Origin of the sequence: uncultured Psychrobacter sp. (assembly GCF_947495825.1) — a bacterium.
Classification (GTDB): Bacteria; Pseudomonadota; Gammaproteobacteria; order Pseudomonadales; family Moraxellaceae; genus Psychrobacter.
This window is the reverse complement of sequence record NZ_CANMAH010000009.1, coordinates 60,037-77,550: the sequence shown is the minus strand read 5'-3', so window position 1 is coordinate 77,550 and position 17,514 is coordinate 60,037. Positions and strand designations below refer to the sequence as shown.

The window sequence follows — 17,514 nt, the reverse complement described above, 5'->3', positions numbered from 1 at the left end:
GTAAAAAACTGATAGCTTAAGTCATCAAGTAAATTAAGCCTGCGATGAACAAAAGACTCAATATTAAAAGCAAAAAACTCAACAATTTGGTGACAAATCCTGAGCTTTCAGAGCCAGCTGGTTTTTGCTTTTTTATTTTTCCTTTTTTTAAAACAGGTAAGACCATGGTGATATGTTCGATATTGTCTTCAAGATATGTGGCGCCTTCAGGGATAAACCCTAAAGATTCGTAAAAGCTAAGCAAATAGGTCTGGGCTGAGATAATAATCGGTTTTTTGCCGTACTTTTTGCGGCAATGCTTAATGGCATGCGTCATGATTTGTCGTGCCAAACCATAGCCTCGATGATCGTTTAATACCAGTACTCTTCCGATAGCAGGCATAGAATGGGCTGGATTGTCTAAAGATTTTTTGGGATTAAATTTAGGGCCGATGATGCGACAATAACCAACCAGCGCTGCATCTTTATGAGCGATCAGATGCAAACAATCAAAGTCTACCTCATCCATATCTTGGTAAGGACAATTTTGCTCGACAACGAATACCTGCGAGCGGGCTTTTAAAATATGATAGAGATCGACCGAAGTTAGCTCATCAAAGGTTTTTATAGAAAATTCACAGGTCATAACTTATGGTTCTTAAACTTATGGTTCTTAACGTTTCAGACGTTTTTGATTTACTTGTACGGTCTTTGCATAAGGACTAATGCCCTTATCTAAGATTTTAATTGTTTCTTCATCGATGTCATTATCGAAGTTATTAAAAGCATTGTGATGTCCCAACATAAAGCTTTGACAATTGCTTAGCCACTTATTGAACAAGATCGATTGTGAGGACAGAATTTGCAAATTTATATCACTCATAGAATCTACAAAGGCTTTTTGCTTTTCTTCAACCATAGAAAATATTTCTGTTTGTTGCAGTTTGGGGTTCATAGGAGAGGTAGCAAGCATCCACATTCTAGAGGCCATGATTTGTGGCACAGCGACACACATCATCACGGTTTTTTGTTGAAGCTTTATTGCACTTACTGAGTTCGTTAGCATTTTTTTCTCAATTAAAAAATAGTGGTAAAAATAGTAGGTGAGCTATTATTTTAGATATAACAATCATCAACATACTCGAAAACAATCTAACATTATATAGGCTTAACCGTGCAGCGTTTGACTAATTTTGTCCAAGTTTAAGCTATCTGACATGGCACTAAATATCTCGTAATACTTACCGCCTTTATCATACAGCGCTTCATGCGTCCCAGTCTCAACCACTTGACCATTTTCTATTACTACCAAATCATCTGCATCGATGATCTGCGCGATATTATGCGACACCATAATCACCGTACGATCTTGCTTGATCAGATCTAAGCTTTTTTTGACCTGTTGACTGGCAATGGCATCGAGGCTGGCGGTTGGCTCATCCAAAAATACAATCGGTGGATCTTTTAAGAACATACGAGCCAGCGCAATACGCTGCTGCTGACCACCTGATAGCGATTTGGCCGTACTCTCGTAACCGTCTGCTAATTGCATCACTTGTTCGTGAATAGAAGCCTTTTTGGCTGCAACTATAATGTCATCCATAGTCGCACTCATATTGCCATAACGGATGTTTTCACTAATAGTGCCTGAGAAGATATGATTACTTTGTAATACCAGACCGATATTCTGACGTAAGTCATGAGTATCACAGTCTTTTAGATTATGACCATCTAAGCAAATCATGCCAGCATCTGGCTCATAAAATTTGACCAATAGATTGATAATGGTGCTCTTGCCCGCGCCGCTAAGCCCAACAAGCGCGGTGATACGGTTAGGGCGAATCTCAAAGCTGACATCTTTTAGCGCTTGTGTGCCATTGGGGTAAGTAAAGTCAACGTTGTTAAGCTTTATATGACCTTTTAAGTCTTTGGTGCTCACGCCCGTGACATTTTCAACTTGTTTATCATCTTCTAAGATATCAAAAAAGCCCTCAGCGTAAGTTAAAGCGTTATTGATCTGATCATAGATGCGATGCAGCTGGCGAATAGGGGCGGCGACGTTTTGAAATAGCATAACGTGAAATAAAATCATGCCAATGGTCATTTGACCCTGCAAGACAAAGTAAGAGGTCAGCAAGATGATGACCACGACGCCGATTTGTTCAATAAAGGTTTTCACCGCGTCATAGATAAAGCCAATACTGCGAATACGCAGCTGATTATCGGTCATCTCTTTTTGAATCTTTAGATGCTTTTGGGCTTCAATAGGCTCGCGGACAAAGGATTTGACCACACTAATTGAGTTGATAAGCGAAATAACCAGTCCGCTTTTGGCCTCTCGAAAGCTACGCATCTGCCGGCGAAACCCTTGCAGACGTCTGGCTTGTTTTTGACTAATAAAAAAGTAAATCGGAATAATAAACAGCCCAACCAGACCAATCCAAAAGTTGGTCGAGAACATAATAATGAGCGAGACGATGGCGCTGGCAAACAGTGGCAGCATATCGATAAAAAAGTTTTGTACAAGACTGGTGAGACTACTCACGCCATAGTCAATACGGGTTTGTAATTTACCACTGTCATTCTCGCTACTGGTATAAAACGCCATGCGATAAGTCAAAATGCGCTCGATAATCTTTTGTGATAAATCCCGCGAGAGATTGATGCGAATCTTTTCACCATAAAAGCGCTGCCCAAATGAGATAAATATCGACAGTATCTCTTTAGTCAGTAGTACCGCACTGATAATGCCAAGCATACGTACGCCCGCTTTCCAAGGCTCGGCAAGTGTGGCAATCTTAGTCAAAGTATCGACAGCATAACGCAACACAAAAGCATTGACCTGCGCGGTAAAGGATCCAAGCACCGTTAAAATCAAGGTGGCAATGATTAAAAGCTTATAAGGCGCGGCAAACACCGCCAGTTTTTTGAGGATATTCCACAATAAAGCGCGCCGCTCAGTCTTTTTGACTGGCGGCTTTTTATCGAATGGTGGTTTGCTGAGATTAGGAGTGTTTGTCATTTTGGTAGGGTAAAGTAATCGCACTCAAAAATCTACATCAGCAAGCTTGCTCCACTAGATTTTATCTAGCTCTCTTAAGATGGTATCTACGCCTACTATTATTTTTAAAACGCATCTGCTGGTACAAAAACTTCTCCAACCATAATACGGCGGGCTGAGCGACTCATCGACACTTTTTTGGCTTGCCAGCGGCCGTCGACTTGTTCGGTTTTACCGCCGACCAGTAGCGTCCCTGATGGATGACCAAAACGCACCTCGGACAGCTCGCCACCGCCAGCCGCCTCATTGACCAATGTCCCTTGCGTGGTGGCCGCTGCCGCAATGGCGACCGCTGCGGTACCCATCATCGCATGATGCAGCTGCCCCATACTCATGGCTCGTACCACTAAATCGATATCATTTGCATTAACTTCTTTACCACTTGACGAGGTATAGCTTTGTGCTGGTGCTACCCACGCAATTTTGGGGATATGTTGGCTCGCTTGTGCCTCACTCTCATCTTTAAACAATCCCATCGCCACGCCGCCACGCGCACGTATTTTTTCTAACTTGGCTAATAGTTCGTCATTACTATTAATATCGCCTTGTAATTCTGTACCGCTAAAGCCTAAGTCTTCCGCTTTCATAAAGATAGTGGGGATACCTGCGCTAATAAAGGTCGCTTTGACGCTGTCTTTATCGAGGCCACAACCAGAGACATCAAAGTCATCGACGAGGTTATTAGTCGGAAACATATCACTAGAAGAATCAACAGGATCGATAAATTCAATTTTGACCTCAGCGGCGGGGAAGGTGACGCCGTCCAATTCAAAATCACCGGTTTCTTGTACTTGCACCTTGCTATCTGCGTCTTTGTATACAGGCACATGAGCAATGATGGTTTTGCCGATATTTTCTTGCCAGATACGCACTTCACAAACACCGCTGTCCGCGTCCTTATCGATGCTACTAGAGATTTTATCTGCAGCAACTAAGCCCATGTTAATCGCACAAGCACCCACGGCGGCAGTTAAGTTACCGCAGTTACCTGCCCAATCAATCATGGTCTTTGCGATATTAACTTGTCCAAATAGGTAATTAACGTCATGATCAGCTTGTTTTGCTTCAGACAAAATCACCGTTTTTGACGTGCTAGAGCTGCCATTACCTAAACCGTCGATTTGCTTGCCATAAGGATCTGGGCTGCCGATAACACGTAGTAAGAAGTTATCTCGCGGCGAGCCTGCAACTTGGCAACGCTCAGGTAAGTCGGATAATTTAAAAAACGTGCCTTTTGACGTGCCGCCGCGCATATAGGTGGCAGGGACAGAGATTTGTGGGGCGAATTTTGGTTTTGATTGGGTGGCTTGTGTCATTACTAGGAGTCCTTAATATAATTATGATTTGATTCTGTATTATTGGTAATATAAATAAAGGTGAAAATAGAGAAGATTATGACAACAAATAAAAAGCACAAAGAAAGCTCAGCTAAAATTAAACGTATTATGCAAGATAACCCTGACTTGTCTTATGAGTTTGTGCGTCAATTACTCATCGCTAAAGATGAAGTTGAGGCTGGTCGGGTCGAGCCTTACAAATCTGGGTAAATATTATTTAGTCTTAGAATTTAACTTGCTACTTTCATATTGCTCAACAGACTTAGCCAAATGGGCAGCATTAGCAGATGACTTTAATAAATACAGCGTCTCCATCAAACCATTGTAATGAGCACTCGACATAACAACCGCATCATTATCGTTTTGACGATTTATGACTACTGCATCGGTACCATTATTCACCGTATCTAAAACGGCTTTGAAGTCTTTATTAGCTTCTGTAAAACAGATAACTTTCATTAAATCTCTCTTAATATAGAAGAATTTTCTGAGTCATATAGTCATTACTATTTTAGCTCAGTACGCGTTATTGTAGGCTGTGGCTTTAGCCCAGCTACGAATTCTGCAAACCTTTCACTGCTACCTATTACAAAAAAGCCGATGCCATATAGACACTCTATACAACATCGGTTATTTATAACTTATAAGCTAAACCTTAAACGTTTAAGCCACTTCACCCGCTAAGAACTCTTTGGCAAAGCGCTGCAGCATACCGCCAGAGTTATACATTTTCACTTCATCAGCGGTATCTAAACGGCAGATAACGGGCGCTTTATCGACTGTGCCGTCTTTGCGATGAATCACCAGTGTCATCTCGCCGCCCGCCGATACTTCACCTTCGAGATCAAACACTTCGCTGCCATCGATGTTTAGCGTCTCACGGTTGGTGCCTTGTTTGAACTGTACAGGAAGAGCGCCCATACCGACGAGGTTTTGACGATGAATACGCTCAAAATCTTCAGCCACGACGACTTCCACACCAGCGAGACGCACGCCCTTGGCAGCCCAGTCACGGCTAGAGCCTTGGCCATAGCCGTCACCTGCGATGATGATGAGCGGCTGTTCACGATTCATATATGTCTCGATCGCTTCCCACATACGCATCACTTCGCCTTCAGGTTCCACACGAGCCAGCGAGCCTTGAATGACGTTGCCGTCTTCGTCACGTACCATCTCATTGAGCAATTTTGGATTAGCAAAGGTGGCACGCTGCGCGGTTAAGTGATCGCCGCGATGCGTGGCGTATGAGTTATAGTCTTCCGCTGGCAATCCCATAGTATCGAGATACTCGCCAGCTGCTGAATCACCCATAATCGCGTTCGATGGTGACATATGGTCGGTGGTGATGTTGTCACCAAGTACCGCTAGTGGACGTAAGCCTTTAAGACGGTTCATCGCCGCCATCTTACCTTCCCAATAAGGCGGACGGCGGATATAAGTGCTCATCTCACGCCAGTCGTACTGAGGGTCGATGACCGATGCTTCATTACGACCTGCCTGGGCTTTGGCTTCATCAAACATTGGGATATAGACGGCATTATACTGCTCAGGTTTGACAGCTTTAGCCACGATAGCATCGACTTCGCTATCCTCAAACCAGATGTCTTTTAGATAAACATCGTTGCCATCTTGGTCTTTGCCGAGTGAGTCTTTTTCGATATCAAAACGGATATTACCAGCGATAGCATACGCCACAACCAAAGGCGGCGAGGCGAGGAACGCTTGCTTGGCATACGGATGGATACGACCATCAAAGTTACGGTTACCTGATAACACGGCGGTACTAAACAAATCGCGCTCGATGATCTCTTGCTCGATCTCTGGGTCGAGCGCACCGCTCATACCATTACAAGTGGTACAAGCAAAGGCGACGACATCAAAACCCAGTTTTTGTAGCTCGGGCAATAAGTTGGCTTCTTCTAAATACAGCTTAACGGCTTTTGAGCCTGGCGCGAGTGACGACTTGACCCAAGGCTTACGAATAAGGCCTTTTTCTACTGCGTTACGCGCGACGATACCGGCGGCCACCATGTTGCGTGGGTTTGAGGTATTAGTACAGCTAGTAATAGCGGCAATGATTACTGCGCCATCTGGCATTAGCCCATCTTCTGGTTCTGGTAGTTTTTCATTTTCACCGTGGGCGATGCCTTCCTTGACAAGGTCTGTCGTTGATACGCGCGCATGGGGACGTGACGGTCCTGCGATATTACGCACAACTTTTGATAAATCAAAATGCAGCACGCGCTCATATTCAGCATCTTTTAGGCCATCCGCCCACAGACCAACTTGTTTGGCATAAGCTTCAACGATTTTGATTTGCTGCTCTGAGCGTCCGGTGAGACGCAGATAATCAATGGTTTGCTCATCGATAGAGAACATCGCAGCAGTTGCGCCATACTCTGGCGTCATATTGGAGATAGAAGCACGGTCGCCAACAGTCAGATTGCGCGCACCTTCGCCGTAAAACTCTAAGTAGGCTGAGACCACACCTTCCTCGCGTAAGAACTCAGTCATTGCTAGCACTAAGTCTGTACCAGTAATGCCTTCTTGCAGCTTGCCTGTTAGCTCAACGCCAACGATGTTTGGCAAGCGCATGTATGAAGGGTTGCCCAACATCACGCTTTCAGCTTCTAGCCCGCCGACACCGATAGAGATAACGCCAAGCGCATCGACCATCGGGGTGTGACTATCGGTACCGACCAAGGTATCAGGGAATGTGATGGCATCGCCGTCTTGGTCAGCCACCACTTGTACCACTGGCGACATTTTTTCAAGGTTAATTTGGTGCATGATGCCGTTACCAGGCGGTACGACGTTGACGTTATCAAAGGCGTATTGGCACCAGTTGATAAAGTGAAAACGGTCTTCGTTACGGCGCTCTTCGATCGCGCGGTTCTTCTCAAATGCGTCTTCTTCAAAGCCTGCATGCTCAACCGCTAAAGAGTGATCGACGATCAATTGTGTCGGTACGATGGGGTTCACTTTGGCAGGATCACCGCCCTCGCTTGCGATAGCATCACGCAGTCCTGCAAGATCAACAAACGCAGTCTGCCCTAAGATGTCGTGGCAAACCACGCGGGCAGGATACCAAGGAAAATCAACCTCTTGCTTACGGTAGATATGCTGTGACAGTGCTTCGGTCAAATCCTCTGGCGGACAGCGGCGCACGAGGTTCTCGCATAATACCTTTGAGCTAAACGGCAGCTTGGCATAAGCGCCTGGCTCAATCTCATTAACTGCTTGCTCGACGTCAAAATAGTGCAGGTCCGTACTGCTTCCATCCAAAGCTGGTAATGGCTTTTTGTACTGCTCATTCATGGTTTGCGGATTAACTTGCGTTAAAGGCTGCTTGCTATCATTGCTCATGGCGTGCTTTCCTTTATAAGTGAAATGGGTTAAGAGAAGGTATAAAAAGATAATTTACTTAGCAAAAACTATTATGGTGAATAGGGTTTTGCTAAGTAAATGTTATAGCAATTTTAGAGAGTTATAGGGTGCGCCATACGCACCCTATAATGAAACAACCAATTAAATAACGATGATTAATTAACCACGCTCAGCGATAGGAGGTACGTCTCTTGGCTCTTCACCGATGTATTCCGCACTTGGGCGAATAATACGGTTATTAGCGCGTTGCTCAAAGACGTGAGCTGCCCAGCCAGTCAGGCGCGAGCAGACAAAGATTGGGGTAAATAGCTTGGTTGGGATACCCATAAAGTTATAGGTTGAGGCATGGAAAAAGTCAGCATTACAAAACAGCTTTTTCTCACGCCACATAACTTCTTCACAGCGCACAGATACTGGATATAAAACCGTATCACCAACGTCCTCAGCCAGTTTTTCCGCCCATTCTTTGATGATGACGTTACGTGGATCAGATTCGCTATAAATAGCGTGACCAAAGCCCATGATCTTGTCTTTACGCTCAAGCATAGCCATCATCTCTTTTTCGGCTTCATCTGGTGAGCTAAAGTCTTCAATCATATCCATCGCCGCCTCATTAGCACCGCCATGCAAATGTCCGCGCAATGAACCAATCGCACCCGTGATACAAGAATGGATATCTGACAAGGTAGAAGCACAAACGCGCGCAGTAAAGGTCGAGGCGTTAAACTCATGCTCTGCATACAAGATAAGTGAAACGTTCATCACGCGCTCGTGTAACTCATTTGGCTTCTCGCCTTTGAGAAGATGCAAAAAGTGACCACCGATAGTGTCATCATCAGTTTCAGTCTCGATACGCACATTGTCATGGCTAAAGCGGTACCAGTAGTTGATGATCGATGGGAACACCGCCAGCATACGATCTGTTTTATCATTTTGCTGCTCAAAGTCGGTTTCCATCTCAAGATTACCCAGCATTGAGCAACCAGTACGCAGTACATCCATTGGATGGGCGTCCTTTGGGATACGCTCAAGCACATCTTTTAGTGCTTGTGGTAGACCGCGCAACTTTTTGAGTTTGGCTTGATAAGCATCAAGCTCACTTTGAGTTGGCAGGTTGCCATAAAGCAGCAGATAAGCCACTTCTTCAAAGATGCATTGCTCCGCCAAGTCTTTGACATCATAACCACGATAAGTCAGACCTGATCCTGATTTGCCGACAGTTGATAATGAGGTCTTGCCAGCGACCTGACCACGTAGTCCTGCGCCTGATAGTTGTTTGCCTGCTGCCATGATTAAATTCCTTTTGTTGGTAGCTTGTTGTTAAGGTGATTGGGTTAAATAGCGTTCACTGTTAAAAGTGCTTGAAAAAACAAGTTTGTATCTTACTTATTTTTTCTTACTTATTGTCAGCAAACAGCTTGTCTAGGGTTTGCTCAAACTCATGATAGTTCAAGAAGTCATAAAGCTCCATGCGCGTCTGCATCGTATCGACGACATTTTCTTGGGTGCCGTCATCTAAGATATGTTGATAAACGTTTAATGCCGCTTTGTTCATCGCACGGAATGCTGATAATGGATATAGCACCATATCCACACCTACGCCATGTAGCTGCTCAGTGGTGTACAAGTCAGTTTGACCAAACTCAGTCATGTTGGCTAGGACTGGAATATCTAATACATCGGTAAATTTACGATACATCTCAATGTCAGTTAAAGCTTCTGCAAAGATCATATCAGCACCGGCTTCTTGGAAAGCAACCGCACGCTCAACCGCAGCATCAAGCCCTTCAACTGATAGCGCATCAGTACGCGCCATGACCACAAAGTCAGGGTCTGTTTTGGCATCAAGCGCCGCTTTTAGACGATCGACCATCTCTGAGATACTAACGATTTCTTTATTAGGACGATGACCACAGCGTTTTTGCGCGATTTGATCTTCGATATGTACGGCTGCCACGCCTGCTTTTTCCATTTTTCTTACGGTTTGGCTAATGTTAAATGCGCCGCCCCATCCTGTATCGATATCAACTAGTAGAGGCGTGTCGACGGCATCAGTGATACGGCGCGCATCTTCTAGCACGTTATCAAGGCTAGTCATACCAAGATCAGGTAGACCAAATGAGGCATTAGCGACGCCGCCACCAGATAGATAGATCGCTTGATGCCCCACTTGCGTTGCCATCATTGCCGTGTAGGCATTAATAGTACCGACGATTTGTAGCGGCTGATTATTATCGTTCTGTTGCTTCATGGCGCTGCGAAAGCGAGCACCAGCTGATAATGAGGTCATTTAAGAATCCTTAGGTGGAGGGTTAATCTTGTTGTCGTCAGATAAAACCTTAGTCAATGTTTCGTCTGGTCAAATTTTTATTAACTTAGAGTATACGCATTTGGTCTTAATTTGGAAGGGATCATTGCTAACACAAAATTAGCAATGCTTTATTATAAATTAAGTCAAGTTAATAGTATTCATTTATTGAATAATACTATCTATATATTGAAGTTATTTTCATTCTGTTATGCATATTAATAAAAACAACAATTTTTAAATGGTTTGTTTTGAAATATATAGTTACATTTATACTAGTTATAGTCGACTGTCATAGTCATGTTACAGAGCCCTTCGCGTTGTAGTTATTTTATATGTCTGATAATAAAAAAGCCCTTATAGTTAGAAACTATAAGGGCTTGGCATGTTGCGGTATCTGTTACAGCTTTGACAAAGAACTTAACCAAATAATCCAGCGAGATTGGCTAAGAACAATAAAGCAAAACCACTTAAAAACAGCAAACCTGCGATCGAATAAGCGTTCATACCAAATGATAGCTTTTTATGATTTTTGACCAATGTATAATTTAACCAACCAAAAATAGGGGCAGAGACAAAGGCAGATATCATGGCAAACTTAAGCATCGCGCCCAATTGTCCAGTGAAGAAAGTAATAATCACCAGACCACCGCCGATGGCATAAGTTGTCCAAAAAGCTATCTGCTTTTTATTGATTTCATCTTCGCCTTTTATCAAACGCCAGCACTCAGCATTGGCACGGCCATAACCATCTGCACAGGTAATGGTCGTCCCAAACATACACATAAAGGCGACGAACGCGACCAGCAGTCTGGACCATTCACCAATAGTGGCTGTGTACATGTTGATCAGCTGATTAATATAAGCACCGCCAACCAGCTCAATCTCTTGCCCTGAACCATACTGTACGAACACACCAAGCGACAAGAAAAATAAGGCCAAGATAGCAGAAACTAAAAAGCCCACATTAAAATCAAGTAAGCCTTGGCGATAAGTGGTGTTGTCCGTCTTTCTTTTGGCAGAGGTCCACATGGAGGTAATGGCGGCAAACTCTAATGGCGCAGGCATCCAGCCCATCAGTGCCACAATAAACCCTAACGTTGCTAAGTTCCAAGGAGAGGCGGGGATAAAGTCGGCAGTCATCACAGTTGGTTTGCCAGCAGCGATGATTACAGCAGCGACAGTCGCTAGAGTCAAGGCAATCATGATCCATTTGGTCACGCCATCTAATAACTTATAGTGGCCTGCAATCAAAAACACCCAACAGATCACAACGATGATGAGCGATAGACCCATGGTTGAGATACCAAAGGAGGCGGGCAACATAAAGCCCAATATGACCGCTGCAATCAAGGACACGGCACCAGTACTAATTACCGCAGATAAGATAGAGAGAATGAAGTATACCCATAGGTAAGCTTTTGAGCGTTTGGCATATCCTGCAATCAAGCTTTCGCCTGTATCATAGACGTATTCGGTGCCAAAGCGGAAAAACGGGTATTTAAAGACGTTGGCAAGGATAATCATAATGGCCAGCTGCCAGCCGTATATGGCACCTGCCTGCGTCGATGAAATCAGATGAGAGCCACCAATAGCAGCAGTCGCCATCAAAATCCCTGGCCCAAAGATACGCCAGCTAAAGCCTTCTTGTTGAGCGGTGCTAACCGTGTCAGGGTTATCAATTGGTCGTGTGGTCATAAATACCTCGAGATGGTTAAAACGGCAAATCATCACTTACCTGTGTCAGCTTGCCAATGAACATTAAAAAATCGTTCTATGTAGGGTGGGTTAAAATGTAAAACGATTCATATCGTATCGACTTTAGCATATCAATACTATTCAGGATAACAATTATTCTAGTTATCATTACTATTTTCTTGTATGGCTATTCCTGTTGGTTATCATAATAAATAGCCAATATCAAGTATTGGTATCGTTTATTTTTTAGCGGTTCTTTATACCACAATACGCATCCAATATAAGATAATTTTAGACTATTATTATACGTTACAGCTTTGACCCAAACTTCTGGCGTCGATAAGTAATACCACGTTGTTCATAGACGGTATAGATTGCATCTAAGAGATTGGGGATTTTGGGGTGAATAAAGTCTTTTAGTGTATGTAAGTACACAGGAGAGGTGATATTCTCATGAATCAAGCGCTGATAACTGATTTGTTCGGTACGTACCGTTTTTAGGCTGGCAGGTACTAGGGTAATACCTTCACCTGCCGCCACGAGTCCAAGCGCAACTTGTAAGTCGCTCACCTCGGTCGTCATGAGCGGGGTGATGCCGTACCTTGCAAACAGGTGCAACAAAGGTTCGGTGACAGGTTCGCTAACCGATAACGGTTTGCTGTCTGTCTCACTACTTTTGTTAGACAAGGTTGTGGCTGCAGTAGTAGATACGGGTAAATGAGTTTGATGATATAGAATTAGGCGGTTGTTTGCTAAATCAATCAAGCGCTGGTCTGTGGTTTGAGCAAGTGGATGAGCTTTGGGCAGTGCCACCAAATAGCGTTCATGGTGCAATAGAATTTGCTGTATCCATGCATCTTGATGAGCAAAACGCCCAAAGCCGATATCAATTTCACCCGATTTTAACGCTTCTACTTGTTGATATGAGCTGATATCTTTAAGATTAACTTCAATATCAGGGTTCTGCTGTTTTAAGGATGCGATGATATCTGGCAAGTGCCCATAAAGCACCGATGGTACAAAACCTATGTTAAGTGCCATACTGGGCGCTGACAAACGTTGAGTCATGCTGGTGATGGTGTTGAGCTCTGTCAATACTGCACGGACTTTATCATAAAAGAATTGACCAGCTTCAGTTAACTGTAGAGGCCGATGATAACGATCAACTAGTATCACGTCCATATCAGCCTCTAGCTGTTTTAGCTGGCGACTAAGACTAGGCTGTGATAAGCCTGTTTTTTTGGCAGCAGCACTAAAGCTTTTGAGCTCGGCAATAGCGATAAAGGCGTTGATTTGCTTTAAATCCATTGTTTATAGTCCTATCATAGTAGTTTTTCTTCTTTGATGGGATAAAGAGCGTTATCCGCAAATCAATTAAATGATCAATATCATAGCGCAATTATGATAACGCAATTTTTACAAGCACTTAATATTAACGGTATTACTTGGTTTATTAACATATGAATGAATTAGATAACGGTAACTTAGAAGACACTAATTTAGATAATAAAGAATCAGACAATAACAACCTGAAAAATAGTGACTTGGACCAAAATACGCCAAATGCAAAAGAAAAGTCATCTGATAACGCCTACAGAAAAACCAACAAAAACAGTGATATCTACGAGCGTTTTATTAATCGCATGCAGGGTATTGGTGAATCTAATATTGCCCAAAATTTAAGTAGCGCCAATTTTAAAGAAAAATCATCTCATGCAGAAACTGTATCTGAGCCTTTAGATAGTTCAGAGTGGCAACTCTCTTTAGAGACTGAACAGACCTCAGATAATGATCAAAAAATCGAAGCTCAACAACTAGAGACCTCTAAAGCAAATACAGAAAATACTGATGATGCGCTGGAGCTGTCTTTACTAGACTTACATGAAGAGCCTACGCCTGACAATGAAAATGATAACGTGCCAGCACCTGTAACGACACCTATATCCCCAACTGATTTAGAAATAGATGCTGATATCAAACAGACAAGCGTACCAGAAGATAAGCAAATTGGTAGCCTAAAGCTCAAGCTATTGATTATTGGTATTGTGTGCGGATTACTGCTTAGTGGTCTTGTGGTTACCCTACTTACTATGACAGATATATTTGCTAACAGTGAGTCAGCTACAGAAGTCTCAAATACAACAGTGGTGAGCGCTGACGAGCCAGAGGCTGCGAGTGTGGAAGCGCTGGCTGATAAAAAGGCAACAGGGAATGCTGAAACTAAGGATATAAGCGATACAAATTTATTAGATAACACTGTAACTACAGATGAATTACCCGCAGACGATCCGGTAGATAAATCTAAGTTAAGCGATGAACAAATACAGGATACGCCGTCAAAGACTGCTACAACAGACGTAATGGCCAAAACAGAACCAGCTATCGACACCAGTAATGATGCCAGCGATGTAGAAGCTCGCCGCACTAAAACTGATAATAATGAGCCGACGATTAGTTATGAAGATTTTGCAGAGGAGGCACAAAGTACTTTATATCGCGAAACGAACAACTAGTCATTGCGACGTATAATCAAATTATAAGCATTTAAAATAGGGTTTATAAGAAATGACTTTGGATTTATAGTGAAAATAGTTTCAGTTAAAATATAATATTAATGTCTGTTCTTTATGAATAATAAGAAAACTTTGTCATAAAATAACAAATACCAACAAAACTATTTTAACAAACTTTTGTAATTAAACTTTGTCATTAATAAATATCTATTTTCGTCTAGAAACGAATTTAATTTAAAGGAAATTTAGTCGTAAATTAGTAATACTCAAAGGTAGACTGCTAATCTATTGGTATTAAACACGCTCTATTATTGGATGATTATTATTCAATAATAGAGCGTGTTTTTATATGGATGATATCTTTTCGATATTTATAAACATGCCATATTCTTTATAAGAAATTGAGTCTCTTATTTATAGAATCGATGGAAAATTGTTCAATAATATTCTTAATGTATTTTTTGTATAGAGTAGTAATAAAGAATTACACCGTATTTACATTTTGCAAGCTTGTAAACATATTCACTTTGACGAATAATGGCCGAAATTGTTTTTAAAAGCTAAGGAGCAGGCTATGAACAAAGTGTTTAAAAAAATATGGAGTAAGTCGTTAGGATGCATAGTAGTAGTGTCCGAGAGTGCGAAAAGTGCTGGCAAGACTGGCGGTGTGACTGGTAGTGTCAATCAAGATATATCTTTTGTTGGCTCATCCCACTGTTCACCCAGTTATCCAGTATTGACCCTGAAAGCTTTGGTTCTTGGTATGACAGCGATTAGCGCTACTGTCTGGGCCGATACTGGGTTTGATAATACCGATCCTACTTACATTAATTTAAATAAAAGCAGTGATGATGTGGATCTTGATGAATATCCATTTCCTTCATTCAGTACTGAAGTCGGTTTTGATAACTGGGCAGGGGGTAGATTTAGTAGTGCTTTAGGTGTTGACAACAATGCTTCAGGAGATTGGAGCAGTGCTTTAGGTCTTAATAATACAGCGAGAGGTAATGATAGTAGTGCTGTAGGTAGTAACAATAACGCGCAGACTTGGGGGACCGTTGCAATAGGTAATGGCAATGCGGCAGTAGAAGAGTATGGTGTTGCGATGGGTGCTGGTAATAGAGCGTCGGGTTTTTTTAGTAACGCTCTAGGTCGTGGCAATGAAGCATCAGGTATGTATAGTAGTGCATCAGGTAACGAGAGTACGGCATCGGGCGAAAACAGCAGTTCGGTAGGTTATAGCAATGAAGCCTCAGGACTTGATAGCAGTGCCCTAGGTAATCAGAATACGGCTTCAGGTGAGGGCAGTAGTGCGTTAGGTCGTCTTAATACAGCATTGGGAGATTATAGCAACGCCGTAGGGTATAAAAATGAGGCGTCAGGTAAATTTAGTAGTGCCCTAGGTACTTCTAATGAAGCATCAAGAATTAATAGTAGCGCGCTTGGCGTTAGCAATAAGGCACTAGGCGTTGATAGCAGTGCTTTAGGTCGTAGTAATACAGCATCAGGTGATGTTAGCATTGCGGTAGGTGTTAGTAATACTGCACAGGGCGGTTGGAGTAGTACAATGGGCTCTGGAAATACTGCATCAGGCGAATACAGCAGTGCGGTAGGTTTCAATAATGAAGCATCGGATGACTTTAGTAATGCAATAGGATCTGCTAATAAGGTATCAGCACGTAATAGCAGTGCGATAGGAGTTAGTAATACAGCACTGGGTGTTGATAGCAATGCGCTAGGACGCTCTAATACGGCAACGGGTGCTGCTAGTAGTGCAATAGGTCGTTCCAATATTGCATCAGGTAATGCAAGTAGTGCGATAGGTTACAAAAATGACGCAGATAGTGAATATAGCAGTGCGCTAGGCTCTTTTAATAAAGCAACGGGTATTAATAGCAGTGCAGTAGGTCGCTCTAATATAGCATCAGGTAATGCTAGCAGTGCAGTAGGTCGCTCCAATATAGCATCAGGTAATGCAAGTATCGCGATAGGTTATAAAAATGACGCAGATAGTGAATATAGCAGTGCGCTAGGCTCTTTTAATAAAGCAACAGGTATTAATAGCAGTGCAGTAGGTCGCAATAATACGGCATCAGGTTATTATAGTAGTGTGTTTGGCAGCAACAGCCAAGCTACGGCAGCACGGGCAACTGCGATTGGTCATAACTCGTTGGCAGACGAGAGCGATACTATTTCAGTGGGCCGCGCGGGTAGCGAAAAACGTATCACCAACGTTGCCGATCCACAAAATGCTTATGATGCTGCAAATAAGCGTTACGTCGATGATCAGATATTGGTGATACAAAGAAACTTCTCATTCGCAGCGCAGCCAGCTATGGCTCAAACAGCGACCATACAATCTGAATTTATCGAAAACGACATCAGTATGTTTGCAAGAGCGGTTGCTATTGACGATAACACAAGAATGAGGTCTATAGATGCTGATTCTACAATTACTGCTACTAGCGCCAATAGCGCAGCATGGCAAGGTCAAGGTGAGCAATCTATTGCCATTGGTGATAGGGCAGAAGCAAGCGGTTTGCAGTCCATTAGTATAGGTACAGGCAATCAGGTCACAGGAGACTATTCTGGTGCGATTGGTGACCCAAATACCGTCAGCGGCAATAGCAGTTACGCTTTGGGTAACGATAACACGGTGTTGGGCGATAATACTTTTGTGTTAGGTAACAATGTTAATACTTCAGCTGAAAACGCAGTGGTATTAGGCAATAACTCTAGTTCTGTTAGCTCTGATCTTGACCGTCACAACACCGTATCCGTTGGCTCTGCTAGTAACCAACGTCAAATAATAAATGTCGCTGATGGCACTGATGAGCATGATGCCGTAAATGTGAGTCAACTACAAGCTGAAAAAACGCACGCTATCGAAACGGCCAATGCGTATACCGATACCAATATAGCGACTTTAAATAACAACTTTCAAAGCTATGAGTATGAAAATGAAAGACGTTTTCGTGAGGTCGATGAGCGGTTTGATCGTCAAGGCGCGATGAGTGCCGCCATGTTAAATATGGCTACGAGTACAGCAGGACTAGAAGGTAAAAACCGCATAGGTATAGGCGCAGGTTTTCAGGGATCTGAGCAAGCGGTTTCTGTCGGCTATCAACGCGTGATACATCCCAATGCCAGCGTCAGTGTCGGCGGCGCTTTCACCAAAGATGAGACATCAGGTGGTGTAGGCTTGGGTTATAGCTGGTAGCAATTAATGAT

Annotated in this window: 13 protein-coding genes; 3 read left to right on the top strand and 10 right to left on the bottom strand. The window is 43.0% G+C overall.

Features of this window, described 5'->3' with window-relative positions; translation table 11 throughout:
• Positions 1-16: 16 nt before the first annotated feature.
• The 4 genes from Q0895_RS10485 to prpF all read right to left on the bottom strand — a co-directional run bounded on the left by Q0895_RS10485 (position 17) and on the right by prpF (position 4,356).
• Positions 17-625, bottom strand: coding sequence for a GNAT family N-acetyltransferase (locus tag Q0895_RS10485; RefSeq protein WP_299188668.1), 609 nt, complete (start codon positions 623-625; stop codon positions 17-19).
• A gap of 27 nt (positions 626-652) precedes the next feature.
• Positions 653-1,045 carry a hypothetical protein gene (locus Q0895_RS10480; protein WP_299188665.1) on the bottom strand — a complete coding sequence of 131 codons (393 nt, stop codon included), beginning with the start codon at positions 1,043-1,045 and terminating at the stop codon, positions 653-655.
• Positions 1,046-1,147: 102 nt separating this feature from the next.
• Positions 1,148-3,001, bottom strand: coding sequence for an ABC transporter ATP-binding protein (locus Q0895_RS10475; protein ID WP_299188663.1), 1,854 nt, complete (start codon positions 2,999-3,001; stop codon positions 1,148-1,150).
• A gap of 104 nt (positions 3,002-3,105) precedes the next feature.
• Entirely contained in the window at positions 3,106-4,356 is a 1,251-nt protein-coding gene (prpF, locus tag Q0895_RS10470) for a 2-methylaconitate cis-trans isomerase PrpF (protein WP_299188660.1), read from the bottom strand.
• A gap of 78 nt (positions 4,357-4,434) precedes the next feature.
• On the opposite strand from prpF, the gene Q0895_RS10465 reads away from it, so the two are divergent.
• Positions 4,435-4,587, top strand: a complete 153-nt coding sequence (locus Q0895_RS10465) for a hypothetical protein (RefSeq protein ID WP_299188658.1) — start codon at positions 4,435-4,437, stop codon at positions 4,585-4,587.
• Between the two features lie 3 nt (positions 4,588-4,590).
• On the opposite strand, the gene Q0895_RS10460 is transcribed toward Q0895_RS10465, so the two are convergent.
• The 6 genes from Q0895_RS10460 to Q0895_RS10435 all read right to left on the bottom strand — a co-directional run bounded on the left by Q0895_RS10460 (position 4,591) and on the right by Q0895_RS10435 (position 13,078).
• Complete coding sequence (locus tag Q0895_RS10460; RefSeq protein WP_299188656.1) at positions 4,591-4,836, bottom strand: type II toxin-antitoxin system Phd/YefM family antitoxin; 246 nt, start codon at positions 4,834-4,836, stop codon at positions 4,591-4,593.
• A gap of 204 nt (positions 4,837-5,040) precedes the next feature.
• Positions 5,041-7,695, bottom strand: a complete 2,655-nt coding sequence (gene acnD, locus Q0895_RS10455) for a Fe/S-dependent 2-methylisocitrate dehydratase AcnD (RefSeq protein WP_299188797.1) — start codon at positions 7,693-7,695, stop codon at positions 5,041-5,043.
• A gap of 228 nt (positions 7,696-7,923) precedes the next feature.
• The gene (gene prpC / locus Q0895_RS10450) at positions 7,924-9,054 is read right to left on the bottom strand and encodes a 2-methylcitrate synthase (RefSeq protein ID WP_299188653.1); all 1,131 of its coding nucleotides are present in this window, start codon (positions 9,052-9,054) and stop codon (positions 7,924-7,926) included.
• Between the two features lie 106 nt (positions 9,055-9,160).
• Positions 9,161-10,054 carry a methylisocitrate lyase gene (gene prpB, locus Q0895_RS10445; RefSeq protein ID WP_299188651.1) on the bottom strand — a complete coding sequence of 298 codons (894 nt, stop codon included), beginning with the start codon at positions 10,052-10,054 and terminating at the stop codon, positions 9,161-9,163.
• Positions 10,055-10,492: 438 nt separating this feature from the next.
• The gene (locus Q0895_RS10440) at positions 10,493-11,770 is read right to left on the bottom strand and encodes an NRAMP family divalent metal transporter (protein WP_299188649.1); all 1,278 of its coding nucleotides are present in this window, start codon (positions 11,768-11,770) and stop codon (positions 10,493-10,495) included.
• 309 nt (positions 11,771-12,079) lie between these two features.
• Positions 12,080-13,078, bottom strand: a complete 999-nt coding sequence (locus Q0895_RS10435) for a LysR family transcriptional regulator (RefSeq protein WP_299188647.1) — start codon at positions 13,076-13,078, stop codon at positions 12,080-12,082.
• A gap of 152 nt (positions 13,079-13,230) precedes the next feature.
• On the opposite strand from Q0895_RS10435, the gene Q0895_RS10430 reads away from it, so the two are divergent.
• Positions 13,231-14,283: a hypothetical protein gene (locus Q0895_RS10430; protein ID WP_299188645.1), complete on the top strand. Its 1,053-nt coding sequence runs from the start codon at positions 13,231-13,233 to the stop codon at positions 14,281-14,283.
• 574 nt (positions 14,284-14,857) lie between these two features.
• Entirely contained in the window at positions 14,858-17,503 is a 2,646-nt protein-coding gene (locus Q0895_RS10425; RefSeq protein ID WP_299188643.1) for an ESPR-type extended signal peptide-containing protein, read from the top strand.
• Positions 17,504-17,514 lie beyond the last annotated feature (11 nt).

Excerpts from the sequence above, each read along its gene's own strand:
- Q0895_RS10485 (WP_299188668.1), bottom strand. The coding sequence starts at position 625 with ATGACCTGTGAATTTTCTATAAAAACCTTTGATGAGCTAACTTCGGTC.
- Q0895_RS10435 (WP_299188647.1), bottom strand. The coding sequence starts at position 13,078 with ATGGATTTAAAGCAAATCAACGCCTTTATCGCTATTGCCGAGCTCAAA.
- Q0895_RS10465 (WP_299188658.1), top strand. The coding sequence starts at position 4,435 with ATGACAACAAATAAAAAGCACAAAGAAAGCTCAGCTAAAATTAAACGT.
- Q0895_RS10440 (WP_299188649.1), bottom strand. The coding sequence starts at position 11,770 with ATGACCACACGACCAATTGATAACCCTGACACGGTTAGCACCGCTCAA.
- Q0895_RS10430 (WP_299188645.1), top strand. The coding sequence starts at position 13,231 with ATGAATGAATTAGATAACGGTAACTTAGAAGACACTAATTTAGATAAT.
- Q0895_RS10480 (WP_299188665.1), bottom strand. The coding sequence starts at position 1,045 with ATGCTAACGAACTCAGTAAGTGCAATAAAGCTTCAACAAAAAACCGTG.
- prpC (WP_299188653.1), bottom strand. The coding sequence starts at position 9,054 with ATGGCAGCAGGCAAACAACTATCAGGCGCAGGACTACGTGGTCAGGTC.
- Q0895_RS10460 (WP_299188656.1), bottom strand. The coding sequence starts at position 4,836 with ATGAAAGTTATCTGTTTTACAGAAGCTAATAAAGACTTCAAAGCCGTT.
- prpB (WP_299188651.1), bottom strand. The coding sequence starts at position 10,054 with ATGACCTCATTATCAGCTGGTGCTCGCTTTCGCAGCGCCATGAAGCAA.
- Q0895_RS10425 (WP_299188643.1), top strand. The coding sequence starts at position 14,858 with ATGAACAAAGTGTTTAAAAAAATATGGAGTAAGTCGTTAGGATGCATA.
- Q0895_RS10475 (WP_299188663.1), bottom strand. The coding sequence starts at position 3,001 with ATGACAAACACTCCTAATCTCAGCAAACCACCATTCGATAAAAAGCCG.
- prpF (WP_299188660.1), bottom strand. The coding sequence starts at position 4,356 with ATGACACAAGCCACCCAATCAAAACCAAAATTCGCCCCACAAATCTCT.
- acnD (WP_299188797.1), bottom strand. The coding sequence starts at position 7,695 with ATGAATGAGCAGTACAAAAAGCCATTACCAGCTTTGGATGGAAGCAGT.